18 protein-coding genes are annotated in these 15,697 nt (G+C 72.5%); 7 read left to right on the top strand and 11 right to left on the bottom strand.

The window, feature by feature from the left end:
• Window positions 1-3 precede the first annotated feature (3 nt).
• From ACWC24_RS22895 to ACWC24_RS22885, 3 genes are all read right to left on the bottom strand, one after another.
• Window positions 4-528 (bottom strand): flavin reductase family protein, encoded by a 525-nt coding sequence (locus ACWC24_RS22895; protein WP_450664706.1) that lies wholly within the window; start codon window positions 526-528, stop codon window positions 4-6.
• Window positions 529-575: 47 nt separating this feature from the next.
• Complete coding sequence (locus tag ACWC24_RS22890; RefSeq protein ID WP_450664769.1) at window positions 576-656, bottom strand: putative leader peptide; 81 nt, start codon at window positions 654-656, stop codon at window positions 576-578.
• Window positions 657-761: 105 nt separating this feature from the next.
• A complete protein-coding gene (locus ACWC24_RS22885; RefSeq protein WP_450664705.1) occupies window positions 762-1,139 on the bottom strand; it encodes a TlpA family protein disulfide reductase in 378 nt (125 codons plus the stop codon).
• Window positions 1,140-1,648: 509 nt separating this feature from the next.
• On the opposite strand from ACWC24_RS22885, the gene ACWC24_RS22880 reads away from it, so the two are divergent.
• On the top strand, window positions 1,649-2,377 hold the full coding sequence (locus ACWC24_RS22880; RefSeq protein ID WP_152890443.1) for a lysophospholipid acyltransferase family protein: 729 nt from the start codon (window positions 1,649-1,651) through the stop codon (window positions 2,375-2,377).
• Window positions 2,378-2,454: 77 nt separating this feature from the next.
• Here ACWC24_RS22880 and ACWC24_RS22875 read toward each other — a convergent pair whose 3' ends face one another.
• The 5 genes from ACWC24_RS22875 to ACWC24_RS22855 all read right to left on the bottom strand — a co-directional run bounded on the left by ACWC24_RS22875 (window position 2,455) and on the right by ACWC24_RS22855 (window position 7,118).
• Window positions 2,455-3,147 (bottom strand): B3/B4 domain-containing protein, encoded by a 693-nt coding sequence (locus ACWC24_RS22875; RefSeq protein ID WP_450664704.1) that lies wholly within the window; start codon window positions 3,145-3,147, stop codon window positions 2,455-2,457.
• 8 nt (window positions 3,148-3,155) lie between these two features.
• On the bottom strand, window positions 3,156-3,746 hold the full coding sequence (locus tag ACWC24_RS22870; RefSeq protein WP_450664703.1) for a transglutaminase domain-containing protein: 591 nt from the start codon (window positions 3,744-3,746) through the stop codon (window positions 3,156-3,158).
• 107 nt (window positions 3,747-3,853) lie between these two features.
• Window positions 3,854-4,924, bottom strand: a complete 1,071-nt coding sequence (locus ACWC24_RS22865; RefSeq protein ID WP_450664702.1) for a threonine aldolase family protein — start codon at window positions 4,922-4,924, stop codon at window positions 3,854-3,856.
• On the bottom strand, window positions 4,921-5,676 hold the full coding sequence (locus tag ACWC24_RS22860) for an SDR family NAD(P)-dependent oxidoreductase (protein WP_450664768.1): 756 nt from the start codon (window positions 5,674-5,676) through the stop codon (window positions 4,921-4,923). Before ACWC24_RS22860 ends, ACWC24_RS22865 begins: the two co-directional genes overlap by 4 nt.
• A gap of 44 nt (window positions 5,677-5,720) precedes the next feature.
• Window positions 5,721-7,118 carry a DUF6421 family protein gene (locus tag ACWC24_RS22855; protein ID WP_450664701.1) on the bottom strand — a complete coding sequence of 466 codons (1,398 nt, stop codon included), beginning with the start codon at window positions 7,116-7,118 and terminating at the stop codon, window positions 5,721-5,723.
• A gap of 422 nt (window positions 7,119-7,540) precedes the next feature.
• Between ACWC24_RS22855 and ACWC24_RS22850 the strand changes: the two genes are divergently transcribed.
• Entirely contained in the window at window positions 7,541-8,224 is a 684-nt protein-coding gene (locus ACWC24_RS22850) for a glycerophosphodiester phosphodiesterase (RefSeq protein ID WP_450664700.1), read from the top strand.
• Between the two features lie 40 nt (window positions 8,225-8,264).
• Here ACWC24_RS22850 and ACWC24_RS22845 read toward each other — a convergent pair whose 3' ends face one another.
• Window positions 8,265-8,810 carry a GNAT family N-acetyltransferase gene (locus ACWC24_RS22845; protein WP_450664699.1) on the bottom strand — a complete coding sequence of 182 codons (546 nt, stop codon included), beginning with the start codon at window positions 8,808-8,810 and terminating at the stop codon, window positions 8,265-8,267.
• A gap of 70 nt (window positions 8,811-8,880) precedes the next feature.
• Between ACWC24_RS22845 and ACWC24_RS22840 the strand changes: the two genes are divergently transcribed.
• Window positions 8,881-9,273 carry a VOC family protein gene (locus ACWC24_RS22840; RefSeq protein ID WP_450664698.1) on the top strand — a complete coding sequence of 131 codons (393 nt, stop codon included), beginning with the start codon at window positions 8,881-8,883 and terminating at the stop codon, window positions 9,271-9,273.
• 145 nt (window positions 9,274-9,418) lie between these two features.
• On the top strand, window positions 9,419-10,183 hold the full coding sequence (locus tag ACWC24_RS22835; RefSeq protein ID WP_450664697.1) for a VOC family protein: 765 nt from the start codon (window positions 9,419-9,421) through the stop codon (window positions 10,181-10,183).
• A 419-nt stretch (window positions 10,184-10,602) separates the two neighbouring features.
• On the opposite strand, the gene ACWC24_RS22830 is transcribed toward ACWC24_RS22835, so the two are convergent.
• A complete protein-coding gene (locus tag ACWC24_RS22830) occupies window positions 10,603-11,169 on the bottom strand; it encodes a MarR family winged helix-turn-helix transcriptional regulator (RefSeq protein WP_450664696.1) in 567 nt (188 codons plus the stop codon).
• Window positions 11,166-12,917, bottom strand: a complete 1,752-nt coding sequence (locus ACWC24_RS22825) for an FUSC family protein (RefSeq protein ID WP_450664695.1) — start codon at window positions 12,915-12,917, stop codon at window positions 11,166-11,168. The genes ACWC24_RS22830 and ACWC24_RS22825 overlap by 4 nt, the downstream gene beginning before the upstream one ends.
• 180 nt (window positions 12,918-13,097) lie before the next feature.
• Between ACWC24_RS22825 and ACWC24_RS22820 the strand changes: the two genes are divergently transcribed.
• The 3 genes from ACWC24_RS22820 (at window position 13,098) to ACWC24_RS22810 (ending at window position 15,642) form a co-directional block, all read left to right on the top strand.
• Window positions 13,098-13,640 carry a DUF5134 domain-containing protein gene (locus tag ACWC24_RS22820; protein WP_450664694.1) on the top strand — a complete coding sequence of 181 codons (543 nt, stop codon included), beginning with the start codon at window positions 13,098-13,100 and terminating at the stop codon, window positions 13,638-13,640.
• Window positions 13,641-13,896: 256 nt separating this feature from the next.
• Window positions 13,897-14,844 (top strand): M56 family metallopeptidase, encoded by a 948-nt coding sequence (locus ACWC24_RS22815; protein WP_450664693.1) that lies wholly within the window; start codon window positions 13,897-13,899, stop codon window positions 14,842-14,844.
• Between the two features lie 108 nt (window positions 14,845-14,952).
• Window positions 14,953-15,642 (top strand): HAD family hydrolase, encoded by a 690-nt coding sequence (locus ACWC24_RS22810; protein WP_450664692.1) that lies wholly within the window; start codon window positions 14,953-14,955, stop codon window positions 15,640-15,642.
• Window positions 15,643-15,697 lie beyond the last annotated feature (55 nt).

Below are 15,697 nucleotides of genomic sequence, written 5' to 3'. Positions count from 1 at the left end.
TGATCAGTCACGCAGTGCGTTGAACCGGCCCTGGTGGTAGACGAGCGGACGCCCGGGACCCGTGGGATCGCCGACGGCGACCTCGGCCAGCACGACACGATGGTCGCCCGCGGGCACCCGGGTGACGACGCGGCACACCAGCCACGCGGAGACGTCGTCGAGCAGGGGCACGCCCTCGGGACCCTCGCGCCAGGCGGTCGGCGCGCCGAACCGGTCGGCGCCGCTGCGCGCGAAGGTGCCGGCCAGCTCCCGCTGGTGCTCGCCGAGTATGTGCACGCCCACGTGGGAGGCCGTGGAGACGGCCGGCCAGCTGGAGGAGCCGGTGCTGATCCCGAAGGAGAGCAGCGGGGGCTCGGCGGACACGGAGGTGAGGGAGGTGGCGGTGAAGCCGACCGGCCCCGCCGCACCACGGGCGGTGATCACGGCGACTCCCGCCGCGTGCCGCCGGAAGACGGAACGCAGCAGGTCGGCCGAGGCGAGGCGCGGGGCGTCGAGGCGGGAGGCGTCGAGGTCGGGCGTGGCCGTCATGGAGTTGTCCTTCTGCGGCAGGGGCGTGGATGCGGGGCCGTGACTGCTCAACAGTCCGGACAGCACGCGCTCGCGGTGCGGGCGAGGTCGATGTGCACCCGCCCGAAGAGAAGGAGTTCCCTAGGCATACGGTCAGGCTGACGATAGGTGCCACGCACAGTCAAGTGCGTACCGGCATGTGGGAGATGTCTCACCGTGCTTCACCGTGCGCCCCCGCGCCGGGTGCACGGCCGTCAGACGGCCTCCCCGAGTGCCGCGATGACGTCCGCCTTGCGTGGCTGGCCGGCGGCGCGCCGTACGACCCGCCCCTCCGCGTCCAGGACGAGCACGGTCGGGGTCTTGAGGACGCCGAGTTCGCGTACGAGGTCGAGCCGGGCCTCCGCGTCGATCTCCACGTGGGCCACGCCCGGGACCAGCGCGGCCACCTCGCCGAGGATCCGCCGGGTGGCCCGGCAGGGGGCGCAGAAGGCGCTGGAGAACTGTACGAGCGTGGCCCGCTCGCCGAGCTCCCCGCCCAACAGGTCGGCTCCCAGCCGCTGTCCGTCGCCCTGCCCGCGCACCCGCACTCCCCTGCTCCGCCGCCGACGCGGCACTCCGTGAACACCCACCACCCGCCCTCGCGAGCACCGCCCCGCGCACCACACGTCCGGGCGCCGCACACGCGCGCACCACGTGCGGACGCCGCACACACGCGCGCACCACGTGCGGACGCCACACACGCGCGCGCACCATACGTCCGGGCACCACCCGCACCAGCGTTCGTGGGAGCGCGAAGATTCCCGGGTCCGCGACACGCGGAGTTCGCGCGGGCGTCGGGCTCACGGCCACCGGGGGGTCGCGTTCGCGCCACCTTCTCGAGTGGCGCGTTCGGGTACTGCCTGCGCCACGAGTTGTACCTGCTCACCCGGCGCGTCACGGTCCGCGCGGAGTAAAGGCGGGTTAAAAGCGCAGGTGGATCATGGGGCCGACGTGACGAGGATCTCGCCGCACCCGGGCACCAGGGCTGGCTCCCCGGCCGTTATTCGGGCACGATCTGCGGGATGCCGTAAACCTACGGCTGCGTAAGTTTCCGGCTGGGAGATCCCTTCCCAGGCTGAGTGAGGAAGGGCCCACCCCGTCCATGGCTGAACTGGTCTACCGCCCCGTCGTCGGTCTCGCGCGCACACTGTTCAAGGTGTGGGACCTCAAGATCGACTGCAAGGGGTCGGAGAACATCCCACGCTCGGGCGGCGCCGTACTGGTGAGCAATCACATCAGCTATCTGGACTTCATCTTCGACGGTCTGGCCGCGCTGCCGCAGAAACGTCTCGTTCGTTTCATGGCGAAGGAGTCCGTCTTCCGGCACAAGGTGTCCGGTCCGCTGATGCGCGGCATGAAGCACATTCCCGTGGACCGCGAGCAGGGCGACGCGGCGTACGCGCACGCCCTGGAGTCGCTGAAGTCCGGTGAGATCGTGGGGGTCTTCCCGGAGGCCACCATCTCACAGTCGTTCACGCTGAAGAGTTTCAAGTCGGGTGCCGCCCGGCTGGCCCAGGAGGCGGGCGTCCCGCTGGTCCCGATGGCCGTGTGGGGTACGCAGCGGCTGTGGACCAAGGGGCACCAGCGCAACTTCAAGCGCAGCCACACCCCGATCACCATCCGCGTCGGCGAGCCGGTGGAGGCCCCGCGCGACCAGTACGCGGGCGCCATCACGCGTCGGCTGCGCGGGCGTGTCCAGGAGTTGCTGGAGGCCGCGCAGCGCGCCTATCCCGTACGCCCCAAGGGCGCGGACGACACCTGGTGGATGCCGGCCCACCTCGGCGGCACTGCGCCGACCCCCGAAGAAGTGCGGGCCGCCGAGGCGCGCTGACACCGCCGCGCGCCCGGACGGGCCGCCGATCGACGCCGGTCCGGACCGGCAGGCCGCCCGAGCCGTCCGCCCGACCGTCAGCCCCCGTGCCGGATCGTGATCCGTGCGCCGGGGCTGAACTTCTCCAGCAGCTCGGCGAGTTCGGTCGCGGCCGCCTCGATGTCGGGCAGCGGCATCGGGGCCATGCCCTCCAGCAGGAAGATGCCCGAGGTGGTGGTCTCGGTGAGCCGGGTGCGCGGACCCTGGCGCCAGTTCCAGCGACGGCACGTCACCCCCGCCTCGTCACGCCACACCACCTCTCCGGCGTCGGGGTGTTCCACGCTCTCCTCCCCGCCCGAGACGGTCGGGAAGTCCTCGTCACCGGTGGCGCGCACCAGGCTCATGGCGCCCTGGATGCGGTCGATGTCCTCTCCCCCGACGGGGATGAGGTGGGCGACGCTGACGGCGTTGTAGAGGTCGACGAGCAGGTTGACGCGCGGCAGACCCGCGTCCGTCAGCGCCCGCCTGGCCAGCGCCTCGGCCGAGTTGCGGGTGCGCGACGGCTTCGAGCCGAACGCGGTGTACACCTCCCGCCAGGCGACCATGTGCGGGTCCTCGTGCGGAGCGCGGCCGTCCAGCCGGGCCGCGAGCCGACGGGCCGCGTCGTCGAGGACAGCCGCGCCGGCGTCCGCGCTGGGCCCGTTGACAAGACCGTGCGCCTCGACCGCGACCCAGGTGAAACCGGGCGCGAGGGTGCGCACGTCGTCGGACACGATCAGGGGGAGGGTCATCGTCTGCCTCAAAGTGCGGTGGGGAGCGTCTTCCAGAGGTGCGGCCGGTCGGAGGCTGCCTTGAGCGCGCTCAGCACGGCCGGGTGCGGTTCAGCGTACAGGACCGGATAGTCCAACTCACTGGACTCCGGATCGGCGACGAAGGCCAGCCGCTCGCCGTCGAGGGAGAACCGGGCGTCCACGCCCGGCTTGTTGCCGCGCGGGTCCTGCCGGTGCCACGAGCCGTGGAACCGCACGGCGACCAGCCCGTGCACGGCATGGCCGCCGCCGTCGTCCGTCAGCCGCTGGTAGGCGAACCCGGTGGGGATGTCCTCGGCGCGCAGCAGCGCGGCCAGCGCGTGGGCCTTGGCGTAGCAGATCCCGGTGCGCTGTTCCAGGACGTCGGAGGCGCGCCAGGTGACGCGCGGATCGCCGACGTCCTGGGAGTGCGGCACGGTGTCGCGCACGAACTCGTACGCCGCCCGCGCATAGGCATACGAGTCGACCGCCCCCTCGGCGAGCCGGGCGGCCGTCTCCCGCACGCGCGGATGATGGTGGTCGACGACGTCGTCAGCCGCCAGGTAGGCGGACAGATCTGGGGTGTTCTGGATCAGCTCCATGAGTGCAGAGCATAGAAATGCGATCACCCGAGAGTCAATGACTTTTCAGGTGACCGCATATCTATGCATCACTGCACACGCCGCCGGACGCACCGCGCCCGGTGTGTCTAGCGCGCCATCTCCTCCTTGAGCGCCGCGACGAACGCGTCCACGTCGTCCTCGGTCGTGTCGAACGCGCACATCCAGCGCACGTCGCCGGCCGCCTCGTTCCAGAAGTAGAAGCGGAAGCGCTTCTGGAGGCGCTCGCTCACGTCGTGCGGCAGCCGGGCGAAGACACCGTTGGCCTGCACCGGGTAGAGGATCTCCACCCCGTGCACGGCACGGACGCCCTCGGCCAGCCGCGTGGCCATCTCGTTGGCGTGGCGGGCGTTGCGCAGCCACAGGTCCTTGGCGAGCAGGGCTTCCAGCTGCACCGACACGAAGCGCATCTTGGAGGCGAGCTGCATGGACAGCTTGCGCAGGTGCTTCATGCTGCGGACGGCGTCCTGGTTGACGACGACGACCGCCTCCCCGAACAGGGCGCCGTTCTTCGTGCCGCCCAGGGAGAGGATGTCGACGCCGACCGCGTTGGTGAACGCGCGCATGGGCATGTCGAGCGACGCGGCCGCGTTGGCTATCCGGGAGCCGTCCAGGTGCACCTTCATGCCGTGCGCGTGGGCGTGGTCACAGATCGCGCGGATCTCGTCCGGCGTGTAGAGGGTGCCCAGCTCGGTGCTCTGGGTGATCGAGACGACCTGGGGCATCGCCCGGTGCTCGTCGTCCCAGCCGTACGCCTGCCGGTCGATCAGCTCGGGCGTGAGCTTGCCGTCCGGCGTCGGCACGGTGAGCAGCTTGAGCCCGCCCATCCGCTCCGGGGCGCCGCCCTCGTCGACGTTGATGTGGGCGCTCTCGGCGCAGATCACCGCGCCCCACCGGTCGGTGACCGCCTGGAGCGCGACGACGTTCGCGCCGGTGCCGTTGAAGACGGGGAACGCCTCCGCCGTGGGCCCGAAGTGGCTGCGGACGATGCGCTGGAGGTTCTCCGTGTAGTCGTCCTCGCCGTACGCGACCTGGTGACCGCCGTTGGCCAGGGCCAGGGCGGCCATCACCTCCGGGTGGGCCCCGGCGTAGTTGTCGCTGGCGAATCCTCGGATCTGCGGGTCGTGATGGCGGCGCGCGTCGGTCTTCGGAGGGTTCACGGCTTCTCGGTGAGCCACAGACGGTTTCCGTTCACTTCTGCGGCGGGCCGGTTCCAGACGTCGACGATGGCCTCGGCCAGGTCCTTGACGTCCGTGAAGCCCGCGAACTTCGCGTTGGGTCGCTCGGCGCGCATCGCGTCGTGCACCAGCGCCTTCACGACCAGGATGGCAGCCGCGGACGTGGCACCCTCGGCGCCCTCGGAGAGCCCCGCCTTGCGGAAGTAGTCGGCCATGGCCAGCGTCCACGCCTCGGCGGCGGCCTTGGCGGCGGAGTACGCGGCATTGCCCGCGGTCGGGTTGCTCGCGCCGGCAGCGCTGATCAGGAGGTACCGACCGCGGTCGCTGCGCTGGAGCGCCTCGTGGAAGGCGAGGGAGGTGTGCTGCACGGTCTTGACGAGCAGCAGCTCCAGGAAGTCCCAGTCGTCGAGGCTGGTCTTGGTGAAGGTCTCGCTGCCGCGCCAGCCGCCGACGAGGTGGACGAGCCCGTCGACACGGCCGAAGTCCTTCTCGATGTGGGCGGCCCAGTCGCGGGTGGACTGCAGGTCGAGCAGGTCCACCGTGTCCCCGGTGACGGTGGCGCCACCGGACGCGTAGCGGGCCGCGTCCACGGCCTCGGAGAGCCGCTCGGGGTCGTTGTCCGCCCCGACGACGGTGGCGCCCGCCTCGGCGAGCCGCAGCAGCGCCGCCCGTCCGGCGGGTCCGCCCGCGCCCGCCACCGCGATCACAGCACCGCTGAGAGCACCGTTCCCCACCATGATCTTCGCCTCCTGAGCAGTGTTCTCGGTGCCGCGCTCGCTCACGCGGCGACCCGCTCGGCGCCGTCCGCCGTGATGCCCCGGGTCGAGGCGATCACGTTCTTTAGCCTCTTGGACAGTGCCTCATAGAACATGCTCAGCGGAAACTCGTCCGGAAGCACGTCGTCCACGAGCCGGCGCGGCGGCTGGGTCAGGTCCAGGGCGTCCGGACCCTTGGCCCACGTGGAGCCCGGGTGCGGGGCGAGGTATCCGGAGACCAGCTCGTATCCGGCGAACCAGTGCACCAGCTTGGGACGGTCGATCCCGTCGCGGTACAGCTGCTCGATGTCGGCGCAGAGCTGGTTGGTGACCTGCGGGGCACGCTGCCAGTCGATGTGCAGCTTGTTGTCCGTCCAGCGCACGACGTCGTGCTTGTGGAGGTAGGCGAACAGCAGCTGGCCGCCGAGACCGTCGTAGTTGCGCACCCGGTCGCCGGTGACCGGGAAGCGGAACATCCGGTCGAACAGCACCGCGTACTGCACGTCCCGGGCCTGCGGGACGCCGTCGGCCTCCAGCTTCACGGCCTCCTTGAAGGCGGTGAGGTCGCAGCGCAGCTCCTCCAGGCCGTACATCCAGAACGGCTGGCGCTGCTTGATCATGAACGGGTCGAAGGGCAGGTCGCCGTGGCTGTGGGTGCGGTCGTGGACCATGTCCCACAGGACGAACGCCTCTTCGCAGCGCTTCTGGTCGTGGACCATGGCGGCGATGTCCTCGGGCAGCTCCAGGCCCAGGACGTCGACGGCGGCGTCGGTGACACGCCGGAAGCGGGCCGCCTCGCGGTCACAGAAGATGCCACCCCAGGTGAATCGTTCCGGCGCCTCGCGCACGGCGATGGTCTCCGGGAACAGCACGGCGGAGTTGGTGTCGTAGCCGGCCGTGAAGTCCTCGAAGGTGATCCCGCAGAACAGCGGGTTGTCGTAACGGGTGCGCTCCAGCTCGGCCAGCCAGTCCGGCCAGACCATGCGCAGGACGACGGCCTCGAGGTTGCGGTCGGGGTTGCCGTTCTGGGTGTACATCGGGAAGACGACCAGGTGCTGCAGGCCGTCCTCGCGCCGCGCGGCGGGCTGGAAGGCCAGCAGCGAGTCGAGGAAGTCCGGCACCCCGAAGCCGCCGTCGGCCCAGCGGCGCAGGTCCTTGACGAGGGCCTGGTGGTACGCGACGTCGTGCGGGAGCAGCGGCGAGAGTTCCTCGACGGCGTCGGCGACACGCCCGACGGCGAGTTCGGCGTCGGCCTTGCCGGGCGCACCCTCGGCGTCGAAGTCGATCGAACCGTCCTTCGACTGCCATGGCCGGATCTGCTCCACGGCATCCTTGAGCACGGGCCACGCCGGGTGCTCGACCACCCTGCTCACGGGAGGAACCCGCTCCTCCGAACCCACCTGCACAAGAATTTCCGCCATTTCCCATCCTCCACGGGAGAACATCACGTAAGGAGACCGTATACATACGGGGTTCCCCCCAGCAAGTGGATCCTCGGGAAATTATTCTGCGCACTCGGCATGTCACCGCACTTTTTCCTGCGCGACACCCGAACGGCCCACGCTTCCGCTACCCACCGGTACGCGGCACACACCTGACACCGGGAACCGGATCCGGCCACCGCGCGGAGCCGATCCAGCGGCGACCGGCCCACCGCGGGGGCCGTCCCGGCGCCGCGGACCGGAGCGGACCCGCACGCCACACCAATGCCCTGCGTACGAGCGGGTCCATCGCGCGGCCCGACCATTAGGCTGCGGCTCTGCCGCGTGGACAGTGCCGTCCGCTCCGTCCGCCTCTGCTCCGCGCGTGCGCCGAGCCGCCGTCGACGGAAGCGAGTTGAACCTTGAACTTCCTTACCATCGGTCATCGCGGGGTCATGGGTGTCGAGCCCGAGAACACCCTTCGTTCCTTCGTCGCAGCCCAGCAGGCGGGCCTCGACGTCATCGAACTCGATCTGCATCTGAGCAAGGACGGCGCCCTCGTCGTCATGCACGACGCCGAGGTGGACCGCACGACCGACGGTTGCGGCCCGATCGCCGAGATGACCCTCGCTGAACTGCGCGGCCTGGACGCGGGCCGCGGCGAGCGGATCCCCGTCTTCGAGGAGGTGCTGGACGCGGTACGCACACCGCTCCAGGCCGAGATCAAGGACGTGGCCGCGGCCCGGGCCCTGGCCGAGGTCATGACCAGGCTCGATCTGCTGGGGCGCGTGGAGGTGTCCTCGTTCCACGACGACGCGATCACGGAGATCGCCCGGCTGGTACCCGGTGTACGGACCGCGCTCATCGGCAGCCGCTATGACGCCGACATCGTGCAGCGGGCCGTCGACGCCGGGGCCTCGACGCTCTGCCTCAACATCCGCCGCCTCACCCTGGAGGTCGTGGAGCGGGCGCGGGAGGCGGACCTGAGGATCATCGGCTGGGTGGTGAACACCCAGGACCACCTACGGCTGGTGCGCGCCCTGCAGCTCGACGGCGCGACCACCGACTACCCGGACATCAAGCGCACGGGCCGCTTCACCGCCTGACGGCGGGAGCAGCCGGGCGGCCGGGGGCGAGCGCGGCGGACTAGACGGTCAGCTCCTTGACCAGCAGCTCGAACTCCAGGTCGTCGCGCTGCGGGATGCCGAAGCGCTCGTCGCCGTACGGGAACGGGGTCATCCGGCCCGTACGGCGGTAGCCGCGGCGCTCGTACCAGGCGATGAGGTCCTCGCGCACCGAGATGACGGTCATGTGCATCTCCGCGACACCCCAGGTCTCGCGGGCCAGCCGCTCGGCCTCCGCGATGACCGCCTTGCCGAGGCCGCCGCCCTGCCGGGTGGGGCTGACCGCGAACATGCCGAAGTAGGCGTGGGCACCGCGGTGCTCGATCTGGCAGCAGGCCAGCAGTCGGCCGTCGTGCTCCGCCGTCAGCAGCCGGCTGTCGGGCGACGTGACGACCTCCAGTACGCCCTCCGGGTCGGTCCGCTGCCCTTCGAGGATGTCCGCCTCCGTGGTCCAGCCGGCCCGGCTGGCGTCCCCGCGGTACGCGGACTGCACGAGCGCGACCAGCGCGTCGACGTCGGCTTCGGTGGCGTCGCGGAAGGTCAGTCCGGTGGTGGCGACGGTGTCCATGGGCGGGTGTCTCCGATCTGTGGCGCGGCTCGGCAGGGACGAGGGTAGCCCGCCGGTAGGCTCCGGCTGCATGGTGCATGTACTGAGCAGCCGGACACTCCTGCGCCCCACCGACCCCGAACGCTCGCGCGTCTTCTACGGCGAGCGGCTGGGCCTCGCCGTCTACCGCGAGTTCGGCACCGGCCCGGAGCGCGGCACCGTCTACTTCCTCGGTGGCGGCTTCCTGGAGCTCTCCGGGCGCGCGGAGGCCCCGGCGTCCCCTCCCTTGAGGCTGTGGCTCCAGGTCGCGGACGTGGCCGCGGCACACGCCGAGCTGCTGGCCCACGGCGTCGAGATCGTACGTCCGCCACGGACGGAGCCGTGGGGACTGGTCGAGATGTGGATCGCCGACCCGGACGGCACCCAGATCGTGCTGGTGGAGGTACCCGCCGAGCATCCGCTGCGCTACCGACCGGGCATCTAGGGCCTGCGTTTCGGCTCCACGCCCTTCGGCTCCTGGCCGCGATGACGCCGCGCTCCGCCGCCGAGGTGTGGCACCGGGTGCCGGATGGCCGGTGGCGGAAGGCGGGGCTAGCGTGCTGAAGGGGCCCCCATCCGGAAGGAACGCCATGAAGCTCGACAAGCCGGTGCCCGGCGGGCCCTGCTGGACCGAACTGGGGACCAGCGACCTGGAGGGCGCGAAGCGGTTCTACGCGGAGGTGTTCGGCTGGCGTCCGGAGACGGATCCCCGGCCGGAGGCGGGCGGATACACGATCGCGCACCTGGGAGACGCGCCCGTCGCCGCCCTCTCACCCCTGTATCAGGAGTCGCAGCCCGTCGCGTGGAACGTGTCGTTCGCCGTGACGGACGCCGACGTCGCCGCGCGGCTCCTGGCGGAGGCGGGCGGAAAGGTCCTGGTCGGGCCGATGGAGGTGTTCGACGCGGGCCGTTTCGCGGTGGCCCTGGATCCGGGCGGCGCGCCCTTCCAGCTCTGGCAGGCAGGGACGTTCCCGGGCGCTGGGGTGTTCAACGCGCCCGGCTCGCTCGGCTGGGTGGAGCTGCTGACCCGTTCGCCCGAGCGCGCCGAGACCTTCTACACGACGTTGTTCGGCTGGACCGTGAACGCCTCCGAGCACTACACGCAGTGGGGCGTCCACGGGGCCGACTTCGGCGGCATGATCACGATGGACGACAAGTTCCCGCCCGAGGTGCCGCCCCACTGGCTGCCGTACTTCGCGGTGGAGGACGTGGACGCGGCGGCGGCGACCACGACCGGTGGCGACGGCAGTGTGCTCATGGAGCCCACCACCATGGCGGGAGGGCGACGGATCGCGGTGCTGCGCGATCCGCAGGGCGCGGTCTTCGGCGTCTACACGGCAGGCGCCGAGGGCTGAGCACGCCCGACGACGCGAACCACCACGACGGCACTGACGACACGGACGACACGGACGACACTGACGACACGGACGGCACGCCCGCGCGTGACCGCCGAAGCCGAGGCCCTGCGGGGCGTCGAGGGCGAGCCCGCGCGGCCCACCGAAGCCGCAGCCCGGGAGCCGTCGACGCCAAGCCCGCCCGGGCCGTCTCGGCCGTCGCCGCGCGGGACGTCGAAGCCGCGGCTGCCCGAACGGCTGCGGCTGCGGTCGCGCGGACGGTCGAATCCGTGGCCGCACCTCCGCCGCGGCGCCGACGGATCCGCGACAGCCGGTGGACCCGGTGCACCCGGTGCACCCGCCCGGGCCGAGTGGGATCCGGGGCGGCATCCCGCGGTGACGGCCAGCGCTTTCGGGCACGGTCGGAGCGCGGGCGGCCGTCAGGCCCGCAGCGCGCCCATGTGGCCCTCCAGCCGGCCCAGCAACTCGGCGAGGAGCGCGGACAGTTCTCCCTGGCTCGGCGGGTCCAGCACCTCCAGCACGGCAGCCTCGTAGGCCAGTTGCTCGGGCAGGATCGCGTCGACCAGGTCGCGGCCGGCGTCCGTGAGGCGGACGTGGGCGACGCGGCGGTCCCGGGTGTCGCCGCGGCGCTCCACCAGACCGCGCTCGGTGAGCTGCTTGAGGCGTTTGGTCACCGCGGCGCCCGAGGAGAAGGTCTCGCGGGCCAGCTCGCTGGGGGTCAGTTCGTGCCCCGTGCGGCGCAGCGCGCCGAGCAGGTCGAACTCGGGGCGGCTGAGACCGGCCCGGCGCAACGGGGCGTCCTCGGCCTGTTGCAGGAGTGCGGCGCAGCGGTTGACCCGGCCGATGATCTCCATGGGCCCGGTGTCGAGTTCGGGGTGCACGGCCTGCCACTGCCCCACCACGGCGGCTACCGTGTCTCCGCGCGTCGCCCCGCCGGCTCCGGCCCCGCCGGCCCCTTCCGTCGGTCTTCCCTGCGTCGGCGTCATGACCGTACGTCCTCCGCTCTGCCGCTCGTGCGCCGGTCCAGGAGAAGTCCCTGGCGCCGTACCGTAGCCGCGAGCGTACGGTGTCCGCTCTGCTCGGCGAGCACGACCCGCTCCATGGGGAGCGCGCGCTGCCACCACTCACCGGCGGCCGCGTCCGCGGTGGCCCGCAGGTCGACCAGGGCACCGGACAGCACCCGGCGGGCGGACTCCAGCTCGCCGGGGGCGACCTGCGGCTCGGCCGACAGTCGGGCGGCGCGCTCCCGGGCGCCCTCCGCGGTGGTCAGCGCCCGTTCGAGACGGTCGCCGGCGCGCCGGTTGGTGACGGCGATCGCGGCGACGAGACCGACCAGAGCGCCGATCAGCGTGTCCAGGACGCGTTCGGTGATCAGCTGTCCCGCGTCCTGGGTCCGGGCGAACTCGGTGATGAGCAGCGCCATCGGGGTGACGCAGATGCTGCCGAGCCAGTAGTTCCGGCTGATCAGCGCCTCCGCGCCGAAGTTCAGGGCGAGACAGCACAGGACGAGCGCCGCCTGGTGGAGGTGGGCCAGCGGAACGAGTGCGGCGAAGACGAGCACCCCGACGAGGTTGCCGACGACGCGCTGGACGCCCCGGCTCCAGGTGAGGGTGAGGTTGGCCTGGTAGAGGGAGGCCGCGGTGACCAGAGCCCAGTAGGGGCGGCCGACCCCGAGGGCGAGGGAGGCGTACCCGGCGAGGGCGCAGCCGACGGCGGTACGGACGGCGAGGGGGGTGAGCGGGCCGAGCCTGGTCCACAACGGCCGCTTTCCGGCGTCCAGTTCGGCCTCGACGCCGAGGAGTTCGTCGGCGGTCGCCGCCGGGTCGTCGACCTGTGGCAGGGGGCGGCGTCCGCGCAGGGCGCGCGCCCAGGCACGCAGTCGCTCGGGTTCCGTGTCGCCGGGGGCGGCGAGCGCGACCTCGGCCCGGACCACGAGCCGTTCGAGCGCGCGCCGGGACCCGGAGTCGGCGCCGGCGGCGAGCAGGGTCTGCCAGGCGGCGTGCACGGCGGCGGCCGTCGCGGCCCGGGCCCGCGCCGGACCGGCACCCGTAGCCGCGGCCGTCCCCACGCCCGCGCCTGCGTGCGCGCCGCCGGTCGTGCCTGCGCCCGTCCGCGCCGCGCCGCCGACCGCGGCGGCGTACGCGGCGGCGGCTTCGAGGGCCTGGGCGGTGGCCCGGCGCTCCGGGCCGTGCGGGCGTACGAGCCCGGGAGCCATGCCGACGATCCAGGCCCAGGCGCCCGCCGCCAGGGCCAGCGCGAGATGGCCGGGGATCTGGCCGAGGGACTGCGGGGCGAAGAGGGAGGCGGAACTGATGAAGGTGAGGACCACGTTGCCGGGCGGCCCGACCCGGCTCGCGTCGCACAGCACCTTCTGTACGGCGGCCAGCAGCGCGCCGACGGTGACGAGGACGACGGCGTTCGCGGTCAGGGAGGCGGCGAGCAGCGAGACGGCGAGGCCGCAGGTCATGCCGAGCACCACCAGCGCCAGGACACGGCCCCGGGCCGCGTACGGACGGTTGTGGGCGTACAGCGCGCACAGGGAGCCGGCCATCGTGTACATGGCCAGGTCGAGGCGGCCGAGCGCCAGCAGGGCGAGGTTGGGCGGGGCGATCGCGGCGACCGCGCTGAGGGCGGGCTTGAACCAGATGTCGGAGGGCCGGCCGAGGCGCAGCACACCGGCCAGCGGGAGGCGCCGGACGCGTGGGGTGACGGGGGTGGGGGTCGCACTGCTCATACCTACAAGATTAGCAGGTGTTTTACTTGTAAAAAATTCACCCGGGCCCGGTCGACATCTCCGGTGACCTGCCGTGCTCCGCCGAGTGCTCCCCGTGTACACCCTTGCGCTCGCTTGCGCTCCGCCCGGCCCGGGCATCCCTTGACCGACCGTCCAGGACCGCCGAGCGGGGAGGCTCGTGTGCATGGACCGGCGTCACCCGGCTGGCTGCTGGTCGCGCTCTGCGCGGCGACCGGGGCCTACTGCCTGCTGCGGATGCGCAGCAGGGTCGAGGAACAGCGCCGGGCCGCGGGCGGCGAGGCGCTCATGGGCTTCGGCATGGCCGTGATGGCCGTACCGGCGGCCGTGTTCACCCCGCCGTCCTGGGCCTGGCCGGCGTACGCGGTCGTGTTCGGCGCGGCGGGGGTGCGCGCCCTGTGGGCGGCGCGGGCCGACGCACACCATCTGCACCACCTGGTGGGCACGGCGACCATGGTGTACATGGCGGTCGTGATGGCCGCCGCCCCGGGCGGCGGCCATCACGACCACGGCGGTTCCGGACTGCCGTTGGTGACCGGGGTGCTGCTGCTCTACTTCGCGGGCTACGTGCTGGTGTCCGGCGTCCGGCTGCTGCCCGCCGCGGGCGGCACCGTGGGCGGAGGGTGGGGCGACCGGCCGGAGCTGGCGCGGGCGTGCCGGCTGTCGATGGGGATCGGCATGGTGGCGATGCTGCTGGCGCTCTGAGCCCGCGGGCCTTCCGGCAGCCGCCCGGGAGCGGCCCCGGGGGCCCGGCGGGGAACCTCGGGAGTCCGGCCGGGAACCTCGGGCGCCCGGCCGGGGCCCGCGGACACCCGCCGAGGTCCACGGACACCCGCACCGTACGAAATCGGCGCGGACGGCGCGAAGCCGCCGACGTCCGTGCCGGGCGCAATCGTTGCTTGCGTCACTTTGCCCGGGCGCCCCGTACCCCCGGGCGGCACGGCGCTCATAGGGTGCTCCCATGATGGTCCCCGCGGCACTGTTGCTGCTCGGCGCCCTGACCGCCGTCCTCGCCCCCCGGCTGCTCGCCCGCGCGGACTGGACGGACCGGGAACCGGTGGTCGCGCTGTGGGTGTGGCAGTGCGTGGTGGTGGCCGTCCTGGTGTGCTGCGCGCTGTCGATGACCCTCAGCGCCGCCGCGGCCTGGCAGGCGGTGCGCGGCCGGGTCTTCGGGCCTGCGCCCCGCGCGGTGGTGGAGGCCTACACGCTCGGCGCGGCGGGCCCCTGGACGGCGAAGTGCGCGGCGACGATCGCGGTGGCGCTCGCGTGCGGCGGGCTGTGGAGCGCCGCGATGCTGGTCCGGGAGGTCGCCCGTGCCCGGCTCGGGCGACGCCGTCGCCATAGCGAACTGCTCGTACGCGCACCGCTGTTGCCCGGCGAGACCGCACCCGGCGGCCGGCTCGTGGTGCTGGAGGGCGAGCGGCCGGACACCTGGTGGCTGCCGGGGCCGGCTCCCCGACTCGTGGTCACCACCGGTGCGTTGCGCCGCCTCAAAGGGCGTCGGCTGGATGCCGTCCTCGCCCATGAGCAGGGCCACGCCCAGGCCCGGCACGACTGGCTGCTGCATTGCTCGGCCGCACTGGCCAACGGGTTTCCGCAGGTACCGGTGTTCGCGGCGTTCCAGGCCGAGATGCACCGGCTGGTCGAACTGGCCGCCGACGACATGGCCTCCCGCCGCTTCGGGAGGCTGACGACCGCCCTCGCGCTGGTCGAACTCAACGAGGACCGGGGCGTGTTCGGTCCCGTCCCGACCCCGCACGCCCACGTTCCGCAGCGCGTCGACCGCCTCCTCGCTCCCCCGCACCGGCTCACCGCCGCTCACCGCCTGCGGCTGACGGCGGCGGGCGCGCTGGTGCCGCTGGTCCCGGTCCTGGTGGCGCTCGTACCGGCGCTGCGGGCACTGGGTTAGCACCTGCCCGAGCCGGGGGAGGCCAGGCGGCTAGGCCGTCGCGCGCGACACCCGGTGGGCCGGATCCCCGCGGGCACGCCCGGACGGCGACCCGGTAGGGTCCCGCGCATGACCGCCGTTCTGTTCGACTTCTCCGGCACCCTCTGCCGAATCGAGTCCGTCGATTCCTGGCTGCGCGCGGTGCTCTCCGAGGCTGATCTCGCCCTCCCCGAGGCCGAGTTGGCCGAAACGGCGCAGGCGCTGGAGCGGTCCGGAGCGCTGCCCGGCGGGAGCGTCCCCGCACATGTACCGCCAGAACTCGCCGAGTTGTGGGCGACCCGGGACTCCAGTGCCGAGCGGCACCGGGCCGCGTTCACCGGTCTGGCTCGTCAGGTTCCGCTGCCGGACGCTCAGTTGTACGACGCGCTCTACGACCGGCACAGGACACCGGCGGCGTGGACGCCGTACCCGGACGCCGTCGAGGTGCTGCGGGCGTTGCGCGAGCGCGGGATCGATGTGGGCGTGATAAGCAACATCGGCTGGGACATGCGTCCGGTGTTCCGGGAGCACGGCCTCGACCCGTTCGTGGACAGCTACACCCTGTCGTACGAACACGGCGTCCAGAAGCCGGATCCCCGGCTGTTCGCGGCCGCCTGCGCGGCGCTCGGCGCCGATCCGCGGGACACGCTCATGGTGGGGGACGAACGCCGCTCCGACGGTGGCGCGGCCGCTCTCGGCTGCCGGGTCCATTTCGTCGACCACCTGCCGGTCGCCGAACGCCCGGACTCCCTGCTCCCGGTACTCGGCATGGTGGGCTGACGGCCGCGACGCTCCGGGCCGGCCGACGGCAGAACACCCAAGCCACCGACAACAC

It is taken from the genome of Streptomyces sp. NPDC001443 (assembly GCF_053597355.1).
The sequence above is the reverse complement of the archived record's forward strand: the minus strand, read 5'-3'. Positions and strand labels throughout refer to the sequence as shown.